The following is a 23,501-nucleotide window of genomic DNA, read 5'->3' as shown; positions in this document are numbered from 1 at the left end:
GTCACTTGCCGAAGACGCCCTTGCGCGGACGGCGGTGCGTCCCCTTCAGGCGCTTCGGGTCCCCGGCGGGCTGCCGCCGGCGGCCGAGCCGCACCTGCGTCAGCAGCAGCGAGAACGCCACCATCAGCGCCGCGAGCCACGCGATCTGCGTGCTCGCGATCCGCTCGAACGTGAGGTCCTGCGCGACGGGCGCGTTGTTGCCCTGCAACCGGCTCTGCGGCGTCACCGCCGGGCTCGGCGCCACCGACGGGTTCTGCGGGACGGGACTCGCGATGGGCGGCAGCGCCACCTGCGGGTTCCGCGGGTCGAACGACGAGTTCGGCGCGGGCGGCAGCACCCCGCCCGTCCCCGACCCGGACCCCGTCCCACCACCGCCGGACCCGCCCGATCCGCCACCGGACCCGCCGCTCCCAGAACCGCCCCCATTGCTCGACGGCGACTTGCTGGGCTTCTTGGTCGGCTTCTTAGTGGGCTTCTTCGTCGGCTTGCCCGGCGGCGGCTTCGTCGGTGGGAGGGGAGTGAATGTGAGCTGAGGGGACTCGTTGACTCCCGCCAGGGACTTGCCCTCCGAGGCGGTCCCCGACAGGGTCACCTTGTAGATCAACGTGACCTTGGACTTCGTATCCTTGGGGACGCGGACCAACGTGGTGATTGTCTCGGGCTCGGTGCCCACGGTCCCCAGCGTGCAACTCGGGGCCTTCGGGGGCGGGGGACATGCTCCCTGGTACTCAAGCTTCGTCTTTGGCGGCATCGTCAGGTCGATCGCCGTGACCTTGACGCCCTTCATCTCACCGGCGTCGGTCTGGACGGTCGTCGTGACGGTTATCCAATCGCCCGCCTTGGCGCTCGTGGCATCCACGACGACTTTTACCTTGAGGCTGGTCGGCTGGGCGGGGAGCGGTGAGGACGAGTCTGTGGCGGTGGGCGACGTCGAGGGGGTCTCGGCGATCGCGATGGCGGACGCGCCGCCCGCGGCCAGGATGGCGGCCGTGCCGAGCCCCACAAAGATCGGTTTCACCGCTGGTCGGCAGATCACTGCCGCAGCACCTCCGTCGCGTCGCCGTTGTACGCATGCGCCGTTCTGGGTCGAGGGTTCGCCTCGGGAGCCATGCGAACACGGATCAATGGACCAAATCAACCCCGTTCAGGATTAGATCATCTCTTCCCGGACGTCTTCGACTTCTGACCTCGGTGCCCAGGATTGCCAGACTCCCAGGTCGACCCGGTCGAGCCCGAGGCCCTCGGCGACCGTCGCGCGTCCGCCCGCGAATTCGACGCGCAGCCAGGTCTCGTGCTCACCGACGATGACGAACCGCTCACCGCGCCAGCGGCACGTGGTGCGGACGTACCGCAGTTCCTCCACCTCGGACGCGGGGACGATCCGCCGGAACCGTCCGGCGCGGATCTCCTCGAACCCGTCGGTCGGGGCGGGCGCGTACAGCCTGACCTCGCCGTCCGCGCCGGGCGCCGCCTCGAAGTCGCGGCCGAGCCAGCGCGCGACGTAACCGTCCCGGATCACTCCGCGGCCTCCGTCCGTCCGTTCCACGACTGGGCGTTCGCGTCCGGGCGCAGCCAGGCGAGCCGGTCCGGGTCGTACATGGCCACGAACCGCTCGGTCCGGTCGCCCGAGAGGTAGTACATCTCCGCTCCGTAGGGGAGCCGGACGCTGTCCACCTTGTACTCGCGGATGGACCCGGCGCTGCCCGGCGCGAAACCCGTGCCGAGGAACGGCGGCCGTTCGATGACCCAGCCCGCCTCGCCCCAGGACGCCAACTCGTCCTCGTTCCGTCCGCCGAAGGGGATCCGGTAAAGGTCGGGGCAGTACGCGGGCCAGCGGATCACGTACACGCCCTCGTCGCCGGGCGAGAACGGCGTCCCCTCGTAGAGCAGCCCGAGCGCCTCGTACAGCTGGACGGGCGTCTGCAACTCGCCGACGTCGTTCGTCGAGTGGACGAACCCGCCCACCCTGTCGTAGCCCTGTTCCAGGTACCAGGCGACGTGCCCGTGCGGCACGACCTTCTGCATGACCGTCGGGGACGCGACCCGGTCGTCGAGGTCGGTCGGCTGCTGCGGCTCCGGCTGGTGTACGGGCTGACGCCCGGCCGCGAAACCCGGCTCGGGGACGAACTCGGGCTCGGGCTCGGGCCGCGTCGGAGCGGGCACCTCAGGACGCACCAAGGCGTCGGCCCGGTCAGCGACCTCCGGTCCACTTGGAACCTCGGACAGGGCCGCAACTTCCGGCTGCGCTGGAACCTCGGGAACGCTCGACACTCCGGGCCGAGTCGAAACGTCCGGCTGGGCTGATGTTTCGGCCCAGGCTGAGAGTTCCTGCTGGCTCGGGACTTCGGGGCGACTTGGGTCTTGGGGTTGAGCCGAGACGTCTGGCTGCGCCGGTGTTTCGGCCCAGGCTGAGACTTCCTGTTGACTCGGGTCCTCGAAACGGCTCGGGTCCGCGGGGTGAGCCGGGACGTCCGGCTGCGCCGGGAGGTCGGAGTGGCCGGGGGCCATCGGCTGGGGCTGTGGCTCCGGTTGGGGCTCGGGCGGGGCCGGGGGCTCGGGGCGGGACGGGACTTCTGGGTGGGGGTTGGCGAGGCCCACGCGGGCCGCCCACTCGCTGAGTTCGCGTACCTGGTCGCCGCGCAGGGACGCGCCGATGTGCGTGCCCGGGTTGAGGAGCATCGTCCATTCGTCGCGGGGCCAGCCGCTGATCAGCTCGCGGAAGTCGGCGTACACGAACCGCGACTGCGGCAGGACCTCGCGCAGCCGCACCAGCGAGGTGAAGACCTGGACCGCCGACTCGGTGCGCAGCGCCGCGTCCCAGCGGAAGTCGCGCTGGATCGGGGTGACTTCGAGGGGGGCGTCGTCCGGGATCGGCACCAGCACGTTGGCGTTGAGCAGCACCCGCAGGAACCCGTCGGAGTCGCCGCCGGACGCCGCCTCGTACAGCTCCTGGTCGATCCGGTTCCCGGGCTCGAACGCGGGCTCGGGCTCGGCGGCGGGGCGGGGCGGCCGGGCGTCGTCCGGCGCGGCGGCGGCCTCCTCGGCGTCGGGCGCCGGTCCCTCCGTGTCCCGGGGCGCGATGCGCTCGTCGTGCGGTTCGGGTGCGTTCGGCAGGGCGGACGGCTCGGGGACGTCCTCCACCGTCTCGTTCGGGTCGGCGGGGACGGCGGCGGCGTGCCGTCCCGGCCTTCGCGGCGCGGCGGGCTCGGGTGCGTCCCGCGCGGGCTCCTCGGCGGGCGCGCTCGGCACGGCCGCCTCCGGCTCGGCCGGAGCGGCGGATGCCGGAGCGGGGGACGCGGGAACGGCGGGCGCCACCGGGACCGCGGGCGCCTCCGGGGGCGGCGGCGTCGCGGCGGCCGGAGCGGCGGCCGGAGCGGCGGCGGGCGACGCGGCCGGGGTGTCCGGGCCGCGCAGCGCGCGGACCTGGTCGCCCGGCAGGCTCGCGTCGATCGGCGTCCCCGGGTTGAGGACGAGGCTCCACCCCGCCTCCGGCCACGCCGCGACGACGTCGACCAGCGTCGGCATCACGAACCGGGACGAGCCGATCGCCTCGTTCATCCACTTCAGCGAGGTGAAGATCTGGATGGACGTCCGCCCGTGCACGGACACCGGCCGCCACGGGAAGCCGGGATCGGCCGGGTCGATGCCCCACGGCGTGTCCGGGTCGGCGGGGACGAGCACCTGCGCGCCGAGCAAGATCGAGTAGAACGCGTCGGTGTCGCGGCGGCGCGCCGCGTCGAACAGGCGCTGCTCGATGTCGTTCTGCGGCTCGAAGCCCGCGGTCATGCGCTGCGCGGCGCGCTGGTCGGCCCAGGCGGCGAGGCCCGGCAACTGCTGCGCGAGGACGGTGCCGCCCGCGGGCGACCCGGAGTTGATGGCGAGCAGCCAGCCGTGGTCGGGCCAGTAGCGCAGGACGACGGTGAACGGCAGCCTGATGTACTCCGTGCCGGTCCCGGCGGCGTGGGCGGCCTCGATGAGGCGCTCGGGCGAGGTGAAGACGGGGACGACCGTCGCCCCGTCCACCTCCCGCGTCTGCCAGGGGAACCCGGGACGGCCCGGACGCAGCGCGTAGTCGGTGTCGTCCGGGATGGGCAGCAGGACATCCGTCGCGGCGAGCGTCTGCAGGAAGAGGTCGTGGTCGTTGTTGGCGGCGGCCCGGAGCAGCTCGCGCTCCACGTCGTTGGCGGGCTGGAACTCCGCCCGCGCCGCGCCGCCCTGCGCCTCGCCCGCCCGCTCGGCGACCGGCTCGGGCACCGCCTCGGCCGCCCGTTCGGCCACCCGCTCGGGCGCCTGTTCGGCTGCCCGCTCGGGAACGCGGCCCGGCTCGGGCGTGCGACCCGGCTCCGGCGCGCGGCCCGGTTCGGGGGTCGCTTCGCCGATCGGTTCGGGCGCCGTCTCGGGGGACGGTCCGGTGGCCGGTTCGCGGGGGAGTTCGCGGTGCTGCCCGCGCAGTTCCTCCCAGGGCGGGGACGCGCGGCCGACCTGCGGCGGGCGGCCGTCCCCGGCCGCGACCTGCCGGACGAACCAGGCGGGCAGCCGCGACTCGATCGGCAGCGCGGCCGTCGCGCCGCGGGCGGGCGCGTCGACGGCGAGCCACCAGCGCTCGTCCGGCCACGTCTCCGCGATGTCGCCGAACCGGACCGTCACGAAGTGCTGGTAGGACGGCCCGAGGCAGGCGCGCATCGCCGCCGCCGACGTGTAGGCGAGCACGTGGACGCGGCCGTCCTCCTCCTGGGTCGGCCAGGACGGCTGCGCCTCGCCCGCGAGCATCCCGTCCACGAGGTCGGGAGGCACGGGGACGACGAGCTCGCTGTCCGCGAGGAGGCGGAAATAGCTCTCCTGGTCCCCGGCCCGGACTGTCTCCTGGAGTCGGCGCTCCAGTTCCGACGTGGGACGCCACGCGTCGGCCACGGTCGCCACCCCCTGTTTCCTCCGTGCTCGTCCCCGCGCGTCTGCCTACGCTACATGGGCGAACAGCACCAAAGCGCACCATCACCTGACAGTGCGGGTGAGCGCGCTGGTCAGCGTCCCGTCAGCCCGGCGAGGGCGGCGAGGAGCCGATCGACGTGCTCCTCGCTCGTGCCGATGCCGAGGCTGGCGCGGACGGCGGTGTCCCGGCCCCCTGCCGAGAACCCCGCCCCGTCCCCGTCCCCGTCCAGCAGGTGCCGGACGAGGGGGTGGGCGCAGAACCTCCCGTCCCGGACGCCGACGCCGTACTCCTCGGACAGCGTAAGCGCCACGTCCGACGCGTTCCAGCCGTCCACGGTGAACGACACGATCCCGACGCGTGGCGCGCGGTCGCCCCACAGGCTCAGCTCCCGGACCGACGGCAGCGCGGCGAGCCCCGACCGGAGCCGTCCGAGCAGCGCCTCCTCGCGGGCGCGGACCGCGTCCCACGACCCGCGCAGCGTCTCGCACGCGGCGGCGAGCGCGATCGCGCCCAGCACGTTCGGGGAGCCCGCCTCGTGCCGCTGCTCGGCGGACGCGGCCCACCGGGTCGTCCGGCCGACGGACGCGCTGGCCCCGCCGCCCTTCAGGTACGGCTCGGCCGCGCGCAGCCAGTCGGCGCGCCCGGCGAGCACGCCCGTCCCGAACGGCGCGTACAGCTTGTGCCCGGAGAACGCGACGTAGTCGAGGCCGAGCGCCGTCATGTCCAGCGGCCGGTGCGGGACGAGCTGCGCCGCGTCCACCGCGATCCGCGCGCCGTTGCGGTGCGCGACCTTCGCCAGCTCCTCGACCGGCCACAGCTCGCCGGTGACGTTGGACGCGGCGGTGACGACGAGCAGCCGCGACCCGATCGGGGACTCGCGCAGCGCCCGGTCGGCGGCGGAGATCGCCTCGGCCGGGGTCGCGGGCGCGGGCAGCCGCACGGCCCGCCGCCACGGCAGCAGGGCGGCGTGGTGCTCGGTCTCGAAGACGACGACGCTCGTCCCGCGCGGGACGGCGTGCGCGAGCAGGTTCATCGCGTCCGTGGTGTTGCGCGTGAACACGACCGCCGAGCGCCGCCACGCGCCGAGGAACGACCGGACGGCGTCCCGGGCCTCCTCGTAGGCCCGCGTCGTCACCCGCGACGCGTACCCCGCGCCGCGGTGGACGCTGCTGTAGTAGGGCAGCGCGCGGGTGACGGCCTCGTGCGCCGCCTCCAGGCACGGCGCGCTCGCCGCGTAGTCGAGGTTGGCGTAGGGGACGTGCCCGCCGCCCTTCACGGGGACGGGGACGTCCGCGCCGATGATCCGGGGAACCGGGCGAACCCGGACCCCTTCGGCGCGCGTCACAGCAGGAGTGAGGGGGGAGGGGGCGAGCAGCGTGGACACACCGGAACCTTCCGGGTCAGGGACCCCGGGGAGTGGCCAGGGTCCGCGCTTGCCGGGCCGCGGAGCCGCGGCCGGCCTGGTCCTCACCCGGGGCACCCCATCGCGGACGAAGGGTTGCCGGCCAGCTAGCCGGGGCTTGGCGCTGGCACTCATGACCTGATGCGGAATTATATGCGGGTCTGGTCGGGGATCAAGGCGGCCGGACGGGGACCGAGCTGGAGGGTGCGATGCGGTACGGGGTTGTGCGGGCGCTGGCGGCGGGCGTCGCCGCGCTCGGCGCGTCCGGCCTGCTGGGCGGGTGCGGCGCGCTGGGCGGCGACTCCGGCAAGGTGTGCGACGACACCAGGCAGGCGTTCCAGCAGTACATCACGCAGGTGCGGAGCGTCCCGGCGGCGGAGCCCGGGCAGTGGCGGCAGGCGACGGAGAAGCTCGCCGGACGCCTGGACGCCCTCGCGAAGGACACCGGCGACAGCGACCTGCGCAAGGCCCTGAAGGCCGAGGCGGACCGGCTCCGCGCCGCCGCCCCGGCCGTCGGCGGCGGCGACGTCGCGCAGCTCGACACCGTGCTGAAGGAGACCCCGGCCAAGATCGGCGAAGCCTGCGACTGACCCCGGCCGGGGCCGGGGCGCGCTAGTCGTGCTGGGCGGGACGGCCGCCGCCCCCGCCGTCGCCGGGTCCGTCGGTGGGCCCGCCGCCTCCGCCGTCGTCACCGCCGCCCCCGCCGGGCGGGGTGGGCAGCAGCGTCGGCAGGTCGGTCGGCGGGGTCGGGAGGTCGGGGCCCTCCGTCCCGGTGGAGGGCGGCGGCTCCTCCGGTCCGGTCGAGGGCGGCGTGTCCGTCCCGCCGGGGCCGGTCGAGTCGGGCGGGGTGCTCCACCCGCCGCCGGGCCGCATCGACGGCGACCCGAACGACTCGGGGTCGTAGCCCTTGATGTTGACCGCCTCGCTCATGTACGACCGCCAGATCTGCGCGGGGAGCTGCCCGCCGTACGCGCCGAAGCCGGGGATCTGGAGCGGCTTGCCGTCGCTGCGGAACATCGCCACCGACGTCGCCATCTGCGGGATGAAGCCGTTGAACCAGATCGCGCGGCCCTGGTCGGTCGTGCCGGTCTTGCCCGCGACGTCGCGGCCGTCGGGGAGCTGCGCGCCCGTCCCGGTGCCGCCCCGGACGACCTGCTGCATCGCGTACGTCGCGTCCCGCGCGTTCTGCTCGCTGAGGGCCCGCTTGCCCTTCTCGCTGAACGTGCGCTTGTGGCCGTCGTCGTCGGTGACGGACTTCACCACGAACGGCGTCCGGTGCACGCCCTCGGCGGCGAACGTCGCGTAGACCCCCGCCTGCTGGACGGGGTGCAGCGACACGACGCCCAGCGGGAACGTCGCGGCGGACCGCTGCGCCGCGTTCATCTGCGCCGCCGGGATGCCCATCTTCTCCGCCATCTCGGCGATCTTGTCGTTGCCGATGTCGCGGCCGAGGTTCACGTAGGCGGTGTTGACGGAGTGCTGGGTCGCGGTGACGAGGTTGATCGTCCCGAAGTTCTCGCCGCTGTCGTTCTCGATGCGCGTGCCGTTGAAGTACTGCGGCGAACTGCCGTCGTAGGACGTGCTGAGGGACTTGCCGTCTTCCAGGGCGGCGGCCAGCGCGATCGGCTTGAACCCCGACCCGGCCTGCGCCCAGTCGCCGAAGGCGCTGCTGAGCGCCTCGTCCAGGTAGCCGCGGCCGCCGTAGAACGCGAGGACCTGCCCGGTGGCCGGGTCGACCGACACCGCGCCCGTCCGGATCTTCTGGCTCATCCCGCTCGGCGCGTTCTGCGTCACGGCCTGTTTCAGCGCGTCCATCAGCCGCCGGTCGAACGTCGTGGTGATCTTCAGGCCGCTGCGGTTGATCTCGTCCTCGCTGTAGCCGCGCCGCTCGACCAGCTCCTTCTTGGCCACGTTGACCATGTAGCCCTTCTGGCCCTTGAGGACGTCGGTCAGCCGCTCCTTGCGCGGCGTGGGGAACGCCAGCGTGGCGGACTGGGCGGAGCTCAGCGCGCCGTCCCTGACCATGTTGCCGAGGACGGAGTGCCAGCGCTGCTCGGCGTACCCGCGCCGCGCTCCGGTCGGGTCGGCGAAGTTGCTCGGCTGCTGGATCGCGGCGGCGAGGTAGGCGCCCTCGGCCGGGGTCAGCTCGGAGACGTCCTTGCCGTAGTACGCCTTGGCCGCGGCCTGCACCCCGTAGGCGTCGCGGCCGAAGTAGATGGTGTTCAGGTACTGCTCGAGGATCCAGTCCTTGGACTTCTCGCGGCCGACCTTCAGGGAGACCATGATCTCCTTGAGCTTGCGGGTGACCGACCGCTCCTTGCCGATGCCGCCGTAGTAGTTGCGGACCATCTGCTGCGTGATCGTCGACCCGCCCTGGAGCTGCGAGCCCGTCACGGTCGACCAGAGCGCCCGCGAGGTGCCGGAGACCGACACGCCCGGGTCGTCGTAGAAGCTGCGGTTCTCCGCCGCGATCACCGCGTCGCGGGTGCTCTTCGGGATCTGGTCGAGCTTGACCGACTCGCGGTTGACGCCGGTCTTCGCGATCTGCGTCTTGCCGTCGGAGTAGTAGAACGTCGGGCCCTGCGCGACCGCCTGCTCCTGCGGCGACGGGACGGGCGTGAGCAGGTACGCGATCGCGAACGCGCCGACGACGAAGGCGATGAGGCCGAGCAGGGTGAACAGCGTCCGGCGCAGGAAGCGGGCCTTGCGGCTGCGCGGCTTGCGGGGCCCGCGCGGCCCCTTCCCGGCGGGGCCGCCGGGGCCGCCTCGTCCGCCGCCCGGGCCGTGCCCGGGCGGCTCTCCTCGGCTGGACGCGGCGGAAGACATGGCTCTGGTATCTCCGTTCGGGGACGTCTCGACACTCCCGGGGGCGCCGCCGCCGGACGCCGCGCCCACCTGCGGGCCGTCCTGGACGGCGATATCGGCGTCCGCACCGGCGTCCGCATCTGGGGTCGCGTCGGGGTCCGCGTCGGCGTCCGCATCGGTGCGGGCGGAATCGCCGCCGTCCGGACCGGACGCGTCCTCCGCGGGGCTCTTGTCGCCGTTCTGAGATATGTCGGACCGGTCCGGGAATTCCGGGTCTGTGGCGGTTTCTTCGGTGCCGGCGGTCAGCGTGGCCGCCGCGCCGCCGTCCCGTCCGACCTGCGGCGCGGCCCCGGCGCCCGGCCGGCCGGTTTCGCCGGGAGCGGTGTGCTCCGTGCCCTCCGCACCCTTTTCTCCGTTGCTCACAAGCCCCCCGTGATTAATGCGTGACCGACGATACCTGAGGGGATCAGTGGGATGAGCCGCCCATGAACACTCCCATGGCCTCCCATTAGGAGGACGGGCCATGCGCCGTCCCGGTTGTCGTGACGGACGTCGCACCGCCGGATCCCCCGGGAACGCCGAACGGCGGGGACCCGCCGGGTCCCCGCCGTTCGCGTCGCCGTGCCGCCGTGCGGCGGCCTTCCGTCACCGCCCGGCCGGACGGCTCACTTCTTGAGCTTGGCGAGAATGTCCACCACGAAGACGAGGGTGTCCGTGCCCTTGATCGCGGGCGGGCTGCCCTTCTTGCCGTAGCCGTCCGCGGGCGGGACGACGAGCAGCACCCGGCTGCCGATCTTCGCGCCGGTCAGCCCCTTGTCGAAGCCGGGGATGGTGCCCCCGGTGCCGATCGGGAACTTGGCGGGGGAGCCGTTGGCCTTGAAGCTGGAGTCGAACTCCTTGCCGGTGTTCCAGATGGTGCCCTGGTAGTTGACGATCGCCTCGTCGCCCTTGGCGAGCGCGGGGCCCGTCCCCTCGACGAGGGTCTTGATCTGGAGCTTGTCCGGGGCCTTCTTGTCGGGGATCGTCACCTTCGGGGCCTTGCCCGCGCCCTTGTCCTCGACCTTCGGCAGGCTCTTGTCGTCGAGCGGCTTCGCCGTCCCCTGCGGCCCGGGGTTCTTGTGGACGACCGCCTGGACGTCCACCACGAACACCACCCAGTCGCTCTTGCTCAGCCCGAGCTGCGCGCCCTGCTCGCCGAAGCCCTGCGACGGCGGGATCTGCAGCACCACCCGGCTGCCGGACTTCTGGCCGATCATCCCCTGGTCGAAGCCCTTGATGCCGCTCTTGCCGACGGTGAGCGGCTGCGTCCCCTCGCCCTGCGCCTCCTGCTTGTAGGACGACCCGAGCTGCTTGCTCTTGCTCTTCTTGGAGCTGTCGTCCTCGTCCTTGTCCTTGGACCACTGGTAGAAGACGTACTTGACGTAGAGCGTGTCGCCGTCCGCGATGGGGGTGCCGTCGCCCGCGATGGGCGTGGTGACCTTGCGACCGCCCTCGGGAGACAGGTCGGTCGGGATCTTGACCTTCGGCTCGGCCGCGAACTTCCCGGTCACCTCGATCTTGGGGCCGGGGCGGTTGACCCACCACACGACCACACCGGCGATCGCCACCGCGACGGCGACCAGCCCGGCGATCACGGCGATCCGCCGCTTGCGGGCCTGCTTGGCGGTGAGCCCCGACGGACGGTTCAGCCCGCTGCCGCGCCCGGCGCTGATGCCGTGCGGCGTGAACTGCGGGCTGCGGATGCTCTTGGCGTTCGGTATCGCCGACTTCGCCTTGATCGCCGGCTTGCCCCCGGGCTTGTCATCCTCGGACATGGTTCCTCACTCGCTCCGGGTTCGACGACATCAGGAAAGTGCCACCCTGCCAGGGCCGGTCTAAGCCCAGCGTGAAATCCGCGCAAAGGAGGCCGACCCGCAATCTACCGGCACGCGGAGCCGACACGATACCGCTGTCGGCGCCCTCTCTCACGCCCGCGCGCCCGCGCGGGGTGGCAGGCTGGGATAATGCGCCTCGCGACGTGGAACGTCAATTCGGTGAAAGCCAGGCTGCCGCGGCTGCTCGGCTGGCTGGAGGAGACCCGTCCGGACGTCGTCTGCCTCCAGGAGACCAAATGCCGGGCCGACATGTTCCCGGCCGCCGAGGTGGGGGAACTCGGGTACGAGACGGCGGCGCACGGCGACGGCCGGTGGAACGGCGTGGCCGTCCTGTCCAGGGTCGGCGTCGCGGACGTGACGCGGGGCCTCCCCGGTGAGCCGGTGTACCAGGGCGCCGCCGAGGACGATCCGCAGACGAGGCTGACCGAACCCGTCCTGACCAGGCCGGAGGCCCGCGCGATCGGCGCGACCTGCGGCGGCGTGCGGGTCTGGTCGCTCTACGCGCCGAACGGCCGGACCCCCGACTCCGCGCATTACCTTTACAAGCTGGAATGGTTCGCCGCGCTACGCGAAGCGCTCGCCGCCGAACTCTCCGAAGGGGCGCCGCTCGTCGCCTGCGGCGATTACAACGTGGCCCCCACGGACGAGGACGTATGGGATCCGGCCGTATTCACCGGCTCCACCCACGTCACACCGGCCGAACGCCGCGCACTCGCCGAACTTCGCGCCCTCGGCCTCCACGACGTGATCCCCACACCAATGAAGGGCCCCCGCCCATATACGTATTGGGATTATCGCGCTGGAATGTTCCACAAGGACATGGGGATGCGCATCGATCTCTTCTATGCGAACGACGCGGTGGTCCGGCGGGTTCGGTCCGCCTATGTCGATCGGGAGGCCCGCAAGGGGAAGGGGCCGTCCGACCACGCGCCGGTCGTCGTCGACCTGGACACCGACCCGGGCTAGGCGCGGCGGGCGAGGAGGCGGCGTTTGCCGGTGGCGTCGTCGTCGGCCTCGTCGAGGACGGTGAAGCCGTCCGGGAGCAGGGACGCGGGCTCGCCCGGCGCCAGGCACCAGTCGGCGGGCAGGGACGGGCGGGCGCGCCGGGCGGCCGCGGTGAACGCCTCCCAGGCGAGCGCGCCGCCGGGCGCGACGGCCCCGGCCGCGCGGGCGAAGACGGCGCGGTCCCAGAAGCCGGTGCACAGGACGAGCGCGTAGCCCTCGGGACGCGGCCGCCAGGCGCCCAGGTCGTCCTGGACGAGCGTGATCAGCGAATCGAGGCCGCGGCGCCGCGCCTCCGCCCGGAGCCGCTCCAGGGCGACCTCGGAGATGTCCACGGCGGTGACGCGCCGCCCGCGCGCGGCGGCGTACACGGCGCTGCCGGACGGCCCGGACGCGATGTCGAGCACCTCGCCGTCCGGCAGCGCCAGGGCGAGCGCCCGCTCCGCCAGCGGATGCGGCGGCGACATCGCGGGCGCGTCACCGTACTTGGCGTTCCAGCGGAGCCTGTCCGGGTGCCCGGCCTGGCCGCCGCTGGAACCGTCGCTCTCCGAAAAGTCGTCGGGTCGGTCGTCCATGGGGGCGACTCTACGTGGGCGGCTACCTGCGCTCCGCGATGAGCAGCATGAACATCGCGGTGGGGAAGCCCTTGCGCCACCACGGATCGTCGCGCATCATCCCTTCGGAGGGGTGCGGCTCGCGGAGGTCGGCGATGACGAATCCGGTGTCTCGGAGCGTTCCAGCGTAGAACTCCAGCGGCCGGAGCCACGACGTGACCTCGGCCGGCGACTCCAGGCCGTCCACCAGGAACCGCTGGTCGATCCCGCGCGACGAGAAGTACTGCGCCGCGGGGACGCTCTGCGCCGACCCCCGCTCGGAGTGCTCGACGTAGAAGCACGGGTGCAGGGTCAAGAGGACGAGCCGCCCGCCGCTCTTCAGGACCCGGCCGATCTCGCGCAGCGCGTCCGTCGGGTCCGGCAGGTGGCTGAACAGGTGGTTGCAGACGACCAGGTCGAACGTCCCGTCCGCGAAGGGCAGGTCGTCGACGGTGGCGTGGGCGAACCGCGCCTTGCCCTCCGGCGAGGGATGGGCGGACGCCGCGTCGATCAGGCTCTGGCAGGCGTCGACGCCGTCGACGTCCGCGCCGAGCCCGGTCAGCGTCCGGGAGAGGTACCCCTCGCCGCAGCCCGCGTCGAGGACGCGCAGGCCCTCGCACGGCCCGATGGCGTCGAGCACGGCGGCGTCGGTCAGCTCGGTCCGGTACCGGTCGCGGCGCTCCCTGATGACCTTGACCCAGTAGTCCGCGTTGGCCTCCCATCTCTCCTGCGTCTGAATCGCGATGGCCTGCGCCGTGTCCTCCACCGGCTCCCCATTCCCCACGCGCCGGTTCAGGCGATGCCCTTGAGCCGCCGAACCAGCGTGTTGCACGTCTGTCTCGTTCGTTTGTCCTTGCAATCGGCCCCGCGCAGTTCCAGTGCCTGGATCAGCTCGGCCAGCTTGCCGCCGAAGGCGGGGTCGCGTTTCATCGCGAGCGGTATGTACGTCGACACCAGGTAGTAGAGGTAGGCGTCGTTGTAGGCCACGATCTCGCGCAGTATCTCGACGGCGGTGTTGCGCAGCGACAGGGAGCTCGGGAGTGTGAAGTCGCTGCTGACGCGGCCGTCTTTGCTGTAGGTCGGGAAGGCCCATTCCTCGACGGCCGCGTACAGCGGCGTCGTGTCCAGCTCCCGGCGGTACTTCTCGGCCAGCTCGAAGTCGTTCGAGCTGATCAGCTGTCCCATCACGACGCCGCGCATGGTGAAGGCGTTGCCGCGCCCGGCGCCGTCCAGGCCGAGGTCGGCGTCCAGCGTGCCGGTCACCTTGCTGACCTGGTGCGTGATGACGTTGAGCGCCAGGATGGAATGGAGCGAGTACGCCTTGCGGGTGAGCCGCGGCGCCAGGTCGATGGACGAGTCGTGAAGGGCCTGCGGGTCGCGCAGGATTCCGCGGCCGGGCTCGGCGGAGTAGAGCGTCTCCAGCGCGCGGTCCTGCTCGCTGCCCCAGAACCGGGCGATGAAGGAGGACGTCTTCTGCGTCGCCTGCCCGCGGACGATGTGCAGCGCCGCCTCAAGCGCGTTCAGCATGAGCTGCTGCGGAACGGGCGAGTTCTGCAGGGCGTTCAGGTCGACCGAAAGCCCTTCCCGCCGCAGGTCGCCGATGAGTTCGTCGCGCCTTTTCCGGATGGAGTGCGAGACCGAATACTCGGCGATTCCCGGGATGGACGACATGAGGCTCTGCAGTGATCGTCCGCTGACCCGGTCCAACCATTCGACGTTGTCCCACAAGCGGAAGACGGTGCTCTCGTCCAGGCCGGAGAAGGCCGCCACGTCGGACATGTTGAGACCCATGTCCCTGGTGATTTCGGAGAGAGACTTCGGCTCGCCGTCGGCGGTCATCGCTCGCCCTAGATGTGGCAGTTGTCGACCCTTCGATCGTAGCGAAGGGCCGGGCGCCACGGGCACGCGGCGGACGGATCTTTCCGTCCCGTCATCGATCAGCGTGAGCATGAGGGGGTCACCCGGGGAGTCGGACGGGCGGACGAGGGGGCGAGAGGGCGGCCCGGCGGGGTCGCGTGCGGCGGCGTGGTCCAGGAAGCCCCTGTTCGCCTGGACGATCCGCCCCGCGGTCGGGCGCCATCTCACATGGACACTCGCCGTCGCCGGCCGTCCCCGGACGCCAGGTTTCCGAGGACGTGCCGGACGGGGAGTGTCCTCCGCTCCGGCGGCGACCGGCGCGCGATGCCGTCCGCGGGCGCGCGTCCCCTGGACAGGGGGCGTCCGCCCGGGGCGGTCCCGGCGCCGGTCGGGCCGTCACGGCAGCCGCCAGCCGTCCCGGACGCCCACGCCGAACCAGAACGTCGCCGTCCCGTTCCTGCCGCGATGGGTGCCGAAGTCGGTGGCGAGCGCTTTCATCAGGACGAGCCCGCGGCCGTGCACGGGCAGCGGCTCCTCCGCCCCGCGCGGCTGCCCGGGCGCGGCGCCGCCGTCCGTCACCTCGACGCGGACGTACCGGTCGATGTGCAGGACCGACAGCGTGATCGTGCCGTCCCGGCGCGGCCGCGCGTGCAGCACCGAGTTGGTCATCGACTCACTGGTCAGCAGTTCCAGGTCGCCCAGCTCGGACCGGTCGGCCCCGAAGTGCTGGCCGACGAGCTCCCGGACGTAGGAGCGGGCGAGCCGGACGGCGGCGGGCGTCGCGGCGAGGTCGATCTCGCCGATCAGCCGCCCGCACGACTTTCCGTTGTTCCAGGGCGACGGGATCCCGAGTTCCAGCGAGGGGGCGGGGGCCGGGACCAGGACGGGTGTTCCGGACCACGCGTCAGATGCGTTCATGGCGGCGTCGGCTTCACGTCTCCGTGTCGGGCTGTAAGCGAACATGTGCTCTTCGGCCAAGTCGAATTCGGACGTGGAAGGAAAACAACACACACTCTGACGCACGGCGCGCAGGGGAGTCACCGACGCTTGCGCGCATGCAAGGGCCTTACCGCATCCTGCGGACTGTCGCCGTCCGTCCAAGATCCAGCACGGTGTGTCATCGGCCGTTTACGAGGTCACCTGAGAATCCCATCATTTCGGCCCGGCGGGGCCGTTCTGGAACGTGTCAAAAGTGCGCGCGGCGGACCGGTCGGCGATTTCCATCGGCCGCCCGGCCAGAAATGCTGGAATCCGTCGTCAAGCGTCGAAAAAATAGAGGAATTACGGTTTCTCGGGCGGCTTCACGCCCCACGCGGAGATCAGCGGGGCGAGGGTCAGGTCGAGCCGCCCGGCGGCGATGGCGGCGAGGAGGCGGTCGATCTCGTCGTCGGTGGCGTGGCCGCCCGCGACGAGCTTGCCGCGGACCTGCCGGATCGTCGCCGCCTCCAGGATGCCGCACGCAGGCGACACGATGGGGGAGAACGCGTCGGCGCGGACGCCCGTCAGGCCCGCCTCGCGCAGCAGCCGGGGGAGGCGGCGCCCGTAGGAGAGGTCCGCGCCGCGCTCGGCGAGCAGCGCGCGGAAGCCGCGCCGGACGTGGTTGGCGAGCCGCTCGTCGGGGCCGTGCTCGTCCGGGCAGGCGAGCGGCTGGAGCGCGGGGTCGGCGTCCTCGACCAGCAGGACGCCGCCGGGGCGCAGGCCGTTGACCATCGTCCGCAGCGCGCGGTCGCGGTCGGCCAGGTGGACGAGGACGAGGCGCGCGTGGACGACGTCGAAGAGGCCGTCACCATGACCCGGACCGGCGGGCGGGCCGTCCCGGACGATGTCGTGCCGCGCGACCTCGAACGGCGCGTCGGCGGGCAGCCAGCTCACGTCGATGTCGGTGGCGAGCACGCGCCCCTCCGGGCCGACGCGCCGCGCCAGCCAGGCCGGGACGGTGGGCCCGCCCGCGCCGACCTCCCAGCACCGCCAGCCGGTCGTCAGGCCGATGCCGTCGAAATGACGGAACGTCCACGCGTCGAACAGTTCGGCGATGGCCTCGAACCGTTCCCCGGCCTCGATCTGGCGGTTGCTCAGCAGATAGTCCACGCCCTGATGATGCCGTGCGCTCAGGGGATCAGGGCGGGCAGGAGGGTGTCGCGGAGTTCGGCGAGGGTCGCGCTCTCGGACGTCGCGGCCTCGACCCGCCGCGCGAGCGGCCGGACGGATTCGTCGAACTCGCGCGCGCGGTCGTCGCCCGGCCAGGGGACCTCGAACCCGGCGAGGTCGGACCATTTCGCGCGCGGCATCCGGGTGCCGTCCCCGACCGCCGACGCGTGCGCCACGACCTCGTCGCTCGACAGCGCGGCGAGCAGCCAGCCGCGCCGCTCCTCGCTCTCCGGCCGGACGACGAGAATGTCGGTGGACGCGACCCCGTCCACGAACGCGAGGCCCACCTTGTGGAAATGGGGACGCAGTTTCCCGAAGAGCACGTCCCCGGCGGCGAACCGCCGTTTCCCGCTGGCGACCCCGGCGGCCGTGCCCCAGGCCGAAAGCCACATGCGGCGCCTCGGCATGTGCTCCAGCGCGATGTAGTTCTCGTCGTGGCCGATCCGCTCGGCGGGGACGCCCGACCGCACCGGGGAGCCGAGTTCGCCGATCCGGACCGAGCCGCCGGCCAGGGCGGACGCCTCCTCGAAGCGGGCGCGGACCAGGCCGTCGGCGAGGGCGGCGATCCGCTCGTTCGCGGCGATCTTGTCGTCCAGCGCGCCGAGCACGGACACCGCCGACTCCTGCTCCGCGCGCGTCAGGCGCGGGACGCCGAGCCGTTTCAGAATGCCCTGGGTGAGGAGCGGCTGGCCCGACCCGATCCGGTACCGGTTCAGGCCGAGCCTGGTGAGCAGGTAATAGACGTAGCGGGGGTGCACGCCGTCCTTCGCGGTGGCGATGAGGGCGTTGTCGGTGACCCAGCACGGCTCGCGGCTGTAATGGACGGCGCCGCAATACGACCCGACGCGCCCGACGATGGTGGAATCGGGACCGGCGTTGAACCGGTCCGATGTGCCGATGACGCCGTTCGCCCCGTAGACGCTGTATCCGGAGCCCTTCTCGGAAGGCCGCGCCTTCCCGGTGGAGAAGGCGACGAGTTCCCCCAGCGTGCCGCTATTCACTGAGGCGTCGCAGTTCGTCTCGGACGACCTGGTCGAGGCGTTCCGACTCGTCCAACTGCGCGAGGAGTTCCTTGGTGAGGCGCTCGATGCGGTCGGCGACGGGCTCGCCGTCCGCGGAATGCGGGACGGCGGCGCCGACATAGCGGCCCGGCGTGAGGACGTGGTCGTTCGCCCTGATCTCGTCCAGCCGGGCGGAATGGCAGAAGCCCGGGACGTCCGCGTGGGAGCGGTCGCGCCAGGAATGGTAGGCGTCGGCGATCCGGCCGATGTCGGCGCCGGTGAGGACGCGTTCGGTGCGGTCGACCATCGTCCCCATGGCGCGGGCGTCGACGAACAGGATTTCGTTCCGCACGCGCTTTCCCTTGTCGAAGAACCACAGGCACGCCGGGATCTGCGTGCTGCGGAAAAGCTGACCCGGCAGCGCGACCACGCACGCCACCAGGTCGGCGTCCACCATCGCCGCCCGGATCCGGCGCTCCGCCGACTGCCGGGACGACATCGACCCGTTCGCCATCACCACCCCGGCCGCGCCGTCCGGGCCGAGTTTCGCGACGATGTGCTGCATCCACGCGAAATTGGCGTTCCCGGCCGGGGGGACGCCGAAGCGCCAGCGCGGGTCGGCGGGGTCGCGATACCAGTCCGACATGTTGAACGGCGGATTGGCGAGGACGAAATCGGCGCCGAGCCCGGGATGCGCGTCGGCGTGGAAGGCGTCCGCCCGGCGGATGTCACCGGCGATCCCGTGGACGGCGAGGTTCATCCTGGCCAGCCGCCAGGTCCGCTCGTTCGCCTCCTGCCCGTGGACGGCGATGCCGTCCAGCCGTCCCCGGTGGCTCCGCACGAACTTCTCCGCCTGCACGAACATGCCGCCCGACCCGCAGCACGGGTCGTAGACGCGTCCTTTGAAGGGGCGGAGGATTTCGACGAGCAGTTTCACGACGCTCGGCGGGGTGTAGAACTCGCCGCCGCGTTTCCCCTCCGCCCGCGCGAACTTCTCCAGGAAGTACTCGTAGACCTCGCCGAGGACGTCCCGCGCCGTCCTCCCGCCGACGTCGCCGAACCGGGCCGTGCCGATCAGGGCGACAAGGTCGCCGAGCCGCCGCTGGTCGACGTCCCGGAAGATGAGCGGCAGCACGCCGTCCAGCGACGGATTGGCGCGCATCACCGCGTCCATGGCCGCGTCGACGCGCGCGCCGACCGCGTCCGGATCACCGGCCGCGACGTCCGCCCAGCGCGCGCCGTCCGGCACCCGGAAGGCCCCGGGACCCGCCGAGTCGGACACGTACTTGAGGAAGACCAGCCCGAGGACGAAGTCCTTGTACTGGGCCGCGTCCACCGATCCGCGCAGCTTCGCGGCGGCCTTCCAGAGCACCTCCGTGAGTTCCGCCGTCATGGACAGGATCATCCCAGGACGCGGCCGGACCTCAGAACACCGTGCGCCGCAGTGTCAGCCTGACCTCGCCCGTCCGCTTGTCGGTCTCCTCGGCGGCGACGGTGAAGCCGTTGGCCTCGGCGTAGGCGAGGGCGGTCAGCCGCCCGTACCTCCGCGCCACCTTCCGCAGCCATTCCGCGTCGTACTTCCGGCGGTCGTACTCGCTGATGATGGCCTCGAACGTGCCGTCCGAGGTCCGGTGGAACCCGATGTCGTTGCTCGCGCTGCCGACGTGCCGCCGCCGGATGGCGACCTCCGCCTTCTCCGGACGGACATCGCCCCGATACCCGTAAAGCGGCGTCGGCCGCGCGTGCGACTCGACCTCGGGAAAGCCCAGCTCGCGCAACACGGCGACGAGCCGGTCCTGATCGGTGATGGCGGTACGGACCTTCGTGAAATGCGACATGGGACTCCTCAGGAAAGCCGGACGACGGGCTGCTGGTCGAGGACGAGGAGGTTGCGCTGGATGTCGTAGGCGGAGACGGTCAGGCGCTTCTGCGCGTCCACCCGGAAGTCGAGCCGGAACCGGTCGACGCCCGCCTTCGCCGGGGGGTCGGCCTCCAGGAACGTCGGGCTGTCCTCGTTGAGCCACAGCCGCGACCGCTGCTGCATGCGCTGCGCGGTGACCGCGACGGTCCGCGCGCCGCCGTTCGCGTCGAACATGATCTCCAGGTCGGAGCTCGCCTCCCGGTAGCTCGCGTGGGCCAGCTCGTAGACGGCGATGCCGAGGTTGCGCTGCCCGTCCCGGATCGCCTTGATCGTGAGCATCTTCACCGGCTCCGGCGTCGGGTACTCGGTCCCCGCCCGGACGAGCGTCTCGAACTCGTAGGCGCCGGTGTCGCGGTTGACGTGCCGGATCGCGTAGTCGTGCTGGATGTGGTCGCTCAGCTCGTACCCGCCCGCGATCCCCGCCGCACCGGCGGCGACGGCCTCCAGCGGACGGTCCAGGTGCAGGGCGTCCGGCGGGAACTGGAGCGCCAGGACGTCCCGCACCGCCGGGATCAGGCTGGTGCCGCCGACGAGGAACACCTTGCCGATCTCGTCGGCCGGGAAGCCCTTCGCGGCGGCGCCGTCCAGCGTCTTGCGAAGCGCCCGGCTGACCCGGCCGAGGACGTCCTTCCGCCGGAGCAGCCCCTCGAAGTCCGCGCGCCCGACCTCCACCCGGTACGGCCCGGACTCGACGACCGCCGCGTCCGCCGCCGTCAGCGCCACCTTGGCCCGCTCCGCCGACCGCAGCAGCTCCCGGAACACCCGGTTGTACTCCTCGGTGTCGCCGAACGGGACGCCCGCCTTCTCCGCGACGTGCTCGGCGAGCATGGCGTCGATGTGGTCGCCGCCGAGGTCGAGGCCCGCCTTGGAGATCGTCCGGACGGCGGCGCCCGCCGTCGCGTTGGACGGGTCGAGCACCTTCACCACCGACGTGTCGAGCGTCCCGGCGCCGAAGTCGAACACGAGGAACACCTCGCCCGGGTTCAGCCGCGCGCTGTACCCGACGGCGGCGGCGGTCGCCTCGTCCACCACGCGGAGCCGGGCGCCGCCGCCCGCGTCCTCGCCGACCTCCCGGACGAGCCAGTCGCGGTAGGCGTCGAACGACTCGACCGGCGCGGTCGCGACGATCTCCAGGTCGCCGGAGTCGACGGCGAGGATCGCGCTCGCCATCACGTCGGACAGGAACCGGGTCGCCGCCTCCCGCGCCGTCACGGTGCGGTCGCCGCCGAGCCGCCGCGGGATGTCGACGGCCCGCCCGGTCACCGCGCTCTTCGTCGACTGGAACACGACCGCGCCCGGTCCCGCGGCGACCTCGTCGGTCACCTGCGCGCCGATCCAGCGCCGGTCGTCCGTCGCGGAGAAGGCGATCCTGGACGGCACGACCCGCTGGTCGACGCCCCGGCTCCCCTCCCGCGACAGGTCGAGCCCGGGCAGCGGGATCGGCTCGCCCCTGTCCAGGGTGTGGTCCCATCCGGCGACGACGGTGTTCGCCGTGCCGAAGTCGATCCCGATGCGGGTCGTCATGCCGTTCCTTCCTTCCGCCCGTGCTCGACAGGCTGGTACTTCACAGGCTGATGTCGTGGACGCCCGCCGCGAGCTGGACGGCGCCGCCCAGCTCCACGTCGAACCGGAAGCGGTGCTCCAGGCACGCCTGGAGCAGTTCGAGGACGGCCCGGTCCCGTCCCCGGACCGCCGGGGCCGACAGCGCCGCGCCCACCGGCCCGAGGTGGCGCGGCACCAGCTCCGCCAGCGGCCGCCGCGCGATCCGGGGCACCTCGCGGAGGCGCAGATCGTACAGGTCGACGTGGCCGTCGCCGTGCCCGGCGGCGAGGAACTCCCCGTTCGGCGACACGGTCAGGCCGGTGGGCCGCCCGCCGCCGGGGCCGTGCTGGGTGTCGAGGTGGTCGAGCGTCGTGCCGCTGAGGAAGTGCAGGTCGCCGGACCTGTCGGTGATGACGGGCTCGCCGAGGTGCGGCAGCACGCCGAGGCCCGCGCACCCCTGGATCCGCGCCTGCCGGGACGGGACGCGGTGCCCGTCCTCCACCCGCAGCAGCGTCGCCCACCCGTGCGGGTCGGCGCACACGACGGTGTAGGCGTCGATGAACTCGGCGAACCTGACGGCCCGCCCGGGATGGGCGCTGACCGCGGACTCGCCCCCCGGGTGCACCAGGTGGACCGACCGGCCGAGCAGGGCGAGCCGCCCCGAGCCGCGGTGCGCGACGACCTGCCGCGGCCACTGCCGCCGTCCGAGGCCGAACTCGGAGACGTGCCGCACCCGGACGCGGCCGTCGGGCGAGCCGAGCAGCACCTCCCCGTCGCGGGTGCCGCCCGCGAAGCCGCCGTCCGCGCCGACCAGCGCCAGCGACGTGATCGACGCGGCGCCCTCGTGCAGCGGCCGGACGTCGCCGCCGGCGCACCGCAGCACCCGGCACGCGGCCGCCTGCCCGGCCGACCGCTCCCCGGCGACCACCGCGCCGTTCCCGACGTGCAGGACGCTCCCGACCGGCGCGTCGAACCAGTCGTAGCGTTCGGTGAGCCGCGCGGTGCGCAGGTCGAACACGCCCGCGACGCGGGGCCGTCCGGCGATGGCGAGGAACGGGCCGTCCGGCGCGAACGACACGCTGTCGACGTGGTGGCGGAACCGCAGCCGCGCCCGCCGGACCGCGCGCCACGTCCCGTCGTCGGCGGGGTGGAGGCCGGCGCGGACGGCGGCGAGGTCGGTGGCGCGGAACATCTCGAACAGGCGGCGGCCGTCGTCGTCGCGCGGCGTCCAGCCGTCGAACAGGCGGAACAGGGCGGCCCCGGTGGCGATCGGCACGTCCCGGACGAGCGCCCAGAGGTCGTCCCAGGCGCGGCGCGCGGCGAGCTGCTCGGCGATGTAGCGGATCTCCTCCGCCGTCATCGTCGGGATGCGCTCCCGGCGGTCCTCGCCGACGATGACCCGGACGAGGTCGAGGTCGCCCTCGGTCAGCATGGCCTTCCGGGCTAGGGCGCGCTGGTCGTCGGACGCGGAGGTGTAGGCGAGGGACAGCAGCCCGCCGTCGGGGTCGAGCGCGCGGTGCTGCTCAGGCTGGCCGGTGAGCAGGTAGAACAGGGCGCGGCGCACCGGGGCGGCGGGGGCGAGCCGGTGCTCGACGCACAGCTCCGCCAGCTCCGGCCGGGTGAGCGCCCGCTCGCACACCTCCTCGACGAGCGGACGGACGTCCAGCTCCCGGATCCGCGCGGCGGCGATCTCCCGGACGGGATGCCCCCGCCGCTCCAGCGCGTCGAGCACCGCCGCCCGGCAGGGCGGCCGGAGCAGCACGTCCGCGTCCGGCTCCAGCGCGATCACGCTCGTCGCCGCCAGCCGCTCGTCGGCCGCCGGACGGCGCCAGCGCACCAGCGCGTCGAACACGTCGTGGGCGGGGGACGTCAGCCATTCGTCCCACAGGAGGTCGAGCGCCGGGCCGGGCGGCGGGGCGGCGTTCGCGAGCAGGACGCCGCGCAGCCGCGAGCCCGGACCGCCGCACGCGGCCCACAGGGCGGCGAGGTGCGGGCCGGTGGCGTCCCGGCACGCGTCCTCGGCGTGCCGCCGCACGTTGGGGTCCGGATCGGCGAGCAGGGTGGGCGCCCACTCGGCGTCGGACGGCGCCCATTCGCCGAGGCGGCCGACCAGGGCGAGGGTCTGCAACCGGGACGGCGCCTCCGCCGCGACGGCGCCGGTCTCCAGCACGGCGGCGCGCAGCCCGGCGTCGCGGGTCCGCGCCCAGCACAGCGCGATCGTCTCCTTCGCCCGCTCGCGGTGCCGGTGGCCGGGCGTCCGCGCGATGCGGGCTGTCTCGGCCAGCGCGCGGGCGTCCCGCGCCGCCGCAGCCGCGAGCAGCCGCCGCGCGGCGCGGGCGCCCCACGGGCCGCGCCGGGCGCTCGCCGCCGCCCAGCGCCCCACCCGGCGCTCCGCCCGCCGGTCAGCCCGTGCCTGGTCCGTCATG

General features: G+C 73.0%; 18 protein-coding genes and 1 riboswitch. Of the genes, 2 read left to right on the top strand and 16 right to left on the bottom strand.

The window, feature by feature from the left end:
- Position 1: 1 nt before the first annotated feature.
- From ACH01S_RS45025 to ACH01S_RS28015, 4 genes are all read right to left on the bottom strand, one after another.
- A complete protein-coding gene (locus ACH01S_RS45025) occupies positions 2–1,018 on the bottom strand; it encodes a hypothetical protein (protein WP_176581966.1) in 1,017 nt (338 codons plus the stop codon).
- 132 nt (positions 1,019–1,150) lie between these two features.
- Positions 1,151–1,519 (bottom strand): UCP033725 family protein, encoded by a 369-nt coding sequence (locus ACH01S_RS28025; protein WP_067898136.1) that lies wholly within the window; start codon positions 1,517–1,519, stop codon positions 1,151–1,153.
- Positions 1,516–4,920 (bottom strand): SseB family protein, encoded by a 3,405-nt coding sequence (locus tag ACH01S_RS28020; protein WP_067897960.1) that lies wholly within the window; start codon positions 4,918–4,920, stop codon positions 1,516–1,518. The genes ACH01S_RS28025 and ACH01S_RS28020 overlap by 4 nt, the downstream gene beginning before the upstream one ends.
- 101 nt (positions 4,921–5,021) lie before the next feature.
- Positions 5,022–6,275, bottom strand: a complete 1,254-nt coding sequence (locus tag ACH01S_RS28015; RefSeq protein ID WP_246236719.1) for an aminotransferase class V-fold PLP-dependent enzyme — start codon at positions 6,273–6,275, stop codon at positions 5,022–5,024.
- Between the two features lie 79 nt (positions 6,276–6,354).
- Positions 6,355–6,471: riboswitch (SAM riboswitch) on the bottom strand.
- Between the two features lie 70 nt (positions 6,472–6,541).
- Here ACH01S_RS28015 and ACH01S_RS28010 point away from each other — a divergent pair.
- Positions 6,542–6,922, top strand: coding sequence for a DUF8711 family protein (locus tag ACH01S_RS28010; RefSeq protein ID WP_148344407.1), 381 nt, complete (start codon positions 6,542–6,544; stop codon positions 6,920–6,922).
- A gap of 22 nt (positions 6,923–6,944) precedes the next feature.
- On the opposite strand, the gene ACH01S_RS28005 is transcribed toward ACH01S_RS28010, so the two are convergent.
- Together ACH01S_RS28005 and ACH01S_RS28000 are read right to left on the bottom strand one after the other, a co-directional pair.
- On the bottom strand, positions 6,945–9,560 hold the full coding sequence (locus tag ACH01S_RS28005) for a transglycosylase domain-containing protein (protein ID WP_067897954.1): 2,616 nt from the start codon (positions 9,558–9,560) through the stop codon (positions 6,945–6,947).
- Positions 9,561–9,802: 242 nt separating this feature from the next.
- Positions 9,803–10,951 carry an FKBP-type peptidyl-prolyl cis-trans isomerase gene (locus ACH01S_RS28000; protein ID WP_067897951.1) on the bottom strand — a complete coding sequence of 383 codons (1,149 nt, stop codon included), beginning with the start codon at positions 10,949–10,951 and terminating at the stop codon, positions 9,803–9,805.
- Between the two features lie 189 nt (positions 10,952–11,140).
- On the opposite strand from ACH01S_RS28000, the gene ACH01S_RS27995 reads away from it, so the two are divergent.
- Entirely contained in the window at positions 11,141–11,977 is an 837-nt protein-coding gene (locus tag ACH01S_RS27995) for an exodeoxyribonuclease III (protein ID WP_067897950.1), read from the top strand.
- Here ACH01S_RS27995 and ACH01S_RS27990 read toward each other — a convergent pair.
- From ACH01S_RS27990 to ACH01S_RS27945, 10 genes are all read right to left on the bottom strand, one after another.
- Complete coding sequence (locus ACH01S_RS27990; RefSeq protein ID WP_067897947.1) at positions 11,974–12,588, bottom strand: SAM-dependent methyltransferase; 615 nt, start codon at positions 12,586–12,588, stop codon at positions 11,974–11,976. The genes ACH01S_RS27995 and ACH01S_RS27990 overlap by 4 nt on opposite strands.
- Before the next feature lie 22 nt (positions 12,589–12,610).
- A complete protein-coding gene (locus ACH01S_RS27985; RefSeq protein ID WP_067897944.1) occupies positions 12,611–13,372 on the bottom strand; it encodes a class I SAM-dependent methyltransferase in 762 nt (253 codons plus the stop codon).
- Between the two features lie 26 nt (positions 13,373–13,398).
- Positions 13,399–14,385: a hypothetical protein gene (locus tag ACH01S_RS44620; RefSeq protein WP_169809367.1), complete on the bottom strand. Its 987-nt coding sequence runs from the start codon at positions 14,383–14,385 to the stop codon at positions 13,399–13,401.
- A 474-nt stretch (positions 14,386–14,859) separates the two neighbouring features.
- Positions 14,860–15,381 (bottom strand): ATP-binding protein, encoded by a 522-nt coding sequence (locus ACH01S_RS27975; RefSeq protein ID WP_067897937.1) that lies wholly within the window; start codon positions 15,379–15,381, stop codon positions 14,860–14,862.
- A 363-nt stretch (positions 15,382–15,744) separates the two neighbouring features.
- Positions 15,745–16,551, bottom strand: coding sequence for a methyltransferase (locus ACH01S_RS27970; protein WP_218010426.1), 807 nt, complete (start codon positions 16,549–16,551; stop codon positions 15,745–15,747).
- Between the two features lie 20 nt (positions 16,552–16,571).
- Entirely contained in the window at positions 16,572–17,612 is a 1,041-nt protein-coding gene (locus ACH01S_RS45490; RefSeq protein WP_067897934.1) for a restriction endonuclease subunit S, read from the bottom strand.
- The gene (locus tag ACH01S_RS27960; RefSeq protein ID WP_246236723.1) at positions 17,605–19,005 is read right to left on the bottom strand and encodes a type I restriction-modification system subunit M; all 1,401 of its coding nucleotides are present in this window, start codon (positions 19,003–19,005) and stop codon (positions 17,605–17,607) included. The genes ACH01S_RS45490 and ACH01S_RS27960 overlap by 8 nt, the downstream gene beginning before the upstream one ends.
- Before the next feature lie 31 nt (positions 19,006–19,036).
- Positions 19,037–19,450 carry a DUF1257 domain-containing protein gene (locus ACH01S_RS27955; RefSeq protein ID WP_067897927.1) on the bottom strand — a complete coding sequence of 138 codons (414 nt, stop codon included), beginning with the start codon at positions 19,448–19,450 and terminating at the stop codon, positions 19,037–19,039.
- Between the two features lie 8 nt (positions 19,451–19,458).
- A complete protein-coding gene (locus ACH01S_RS27950; protein WP_067897924.1) occupies positions 19,459–21,057 on the bottom strand; it encodes an Hsp70 family protein in 1,599 nt (532 codons plus the stop codon).
- 40 nt (positions 21,058–21,097) lie between these two features.
- Positions 21,098–23,500 (bottom strand): WD40 repeat domain-containing protein, encoded by a 2,403-nt coding sequence (locus ACH01S_RS27945; RefSeq protein WP_148344408.1) that lies wholly within the window; start codon positions 23,498–23,500, stop codon positions 21,098–21,100.
- Between the last annotated feature and the right edge of the window lies 1 nt (position 23,501).

It is taken from the genome of Actinomadura chibensis NBRC 106107 (genome assembly GCF_001552135.1).
Classification (GTDB): Bacteria; Actinomycetota; Actinomycetes; order Streptosporangiales; family Streptosporangiaceae; genus Spirillospora; species Spirillospora chibensis.
This window is presented reverse-complemented; position numbering and strand designations above follow the sequence as displayed.

Excerpts from the sequence above, each read along its gene's own strand:
- ACH01S_RS28010 (WP_148344407.1), top strand. The coding sequence starts at position 6,542 with ATGCGGTACGGGGTTGTGCGGGCGCTGGCGGCGGGCGTCGCCGCGCTC.
- ACH01S_RS28000 (WP_067897951.1), bottom strand. The coding sequence starts at position 10,951 with ATGTCCGAGGATGACAAGCCCGGGGGCAAGCCGGCGATCAAGGCGAAG.
- ACH01S_RS27995 (WP_067897950.1), top strand. The coding sequence starts at position 11,141 with ATGCGCCTCGCGACGTGGAACGTCAATTCGGTGAAAGCCAGGCTGCCG.
- ACH01S_RS27990 (WP_067897947.1), bottom strand. The coding sequence starts at position 12,588 with ATGGACGACCGACCCGACGACTTTTCGGAGAGCGACGGTTCCAGCGGC.
- ACH01S_RS44620 (WP_169809367.1), bottom strand. The coding sequence starts at position 14,385 with ATGTCCGACGTGGCGGCCTTCTCCGGCCTGGACGAGAGCACCGTCTTC.
- ACH01S_RS27975 (WP_067897937.1), bottom strand. The coding sequence starts at position 15,381 with ATGAACGCATCTGACGCGTGGTCCGGAACACCCGTCCTGGTCCCGGCC.
- ACH01S_RS27960 (WP_246236723.1), bottom strand. The coding sequence starts at position 19,005 with ATGACGGCGGAACTCACGGAGGTGCTCTGGAAGGCCGCCGCGAAGCTG.
- ACH01S_RS27955 (WP_067897927.1), bottom strand. The coding sequence starts at position 19,450 with ATGTCGCATTTCACGAAGGTCCGTACCGCCATCACCGATCAGGACCGG.
- ACH01S_RS27950 (WP_067897924.1), bottom strand. The coding sequence starts at position 21,057 with ATGACGACCCGCATCGGGATCGACTTCGGCACGGCGAACACCGTCGTC.
- ACH01S_RS27945 (WP_148344408.1), bottom strand. The coding sequence starts at position 23,500 with ATGACGGACCAGGCACGGGCTGACCGGCGGGCGGAGCGCCGGGTGGGG.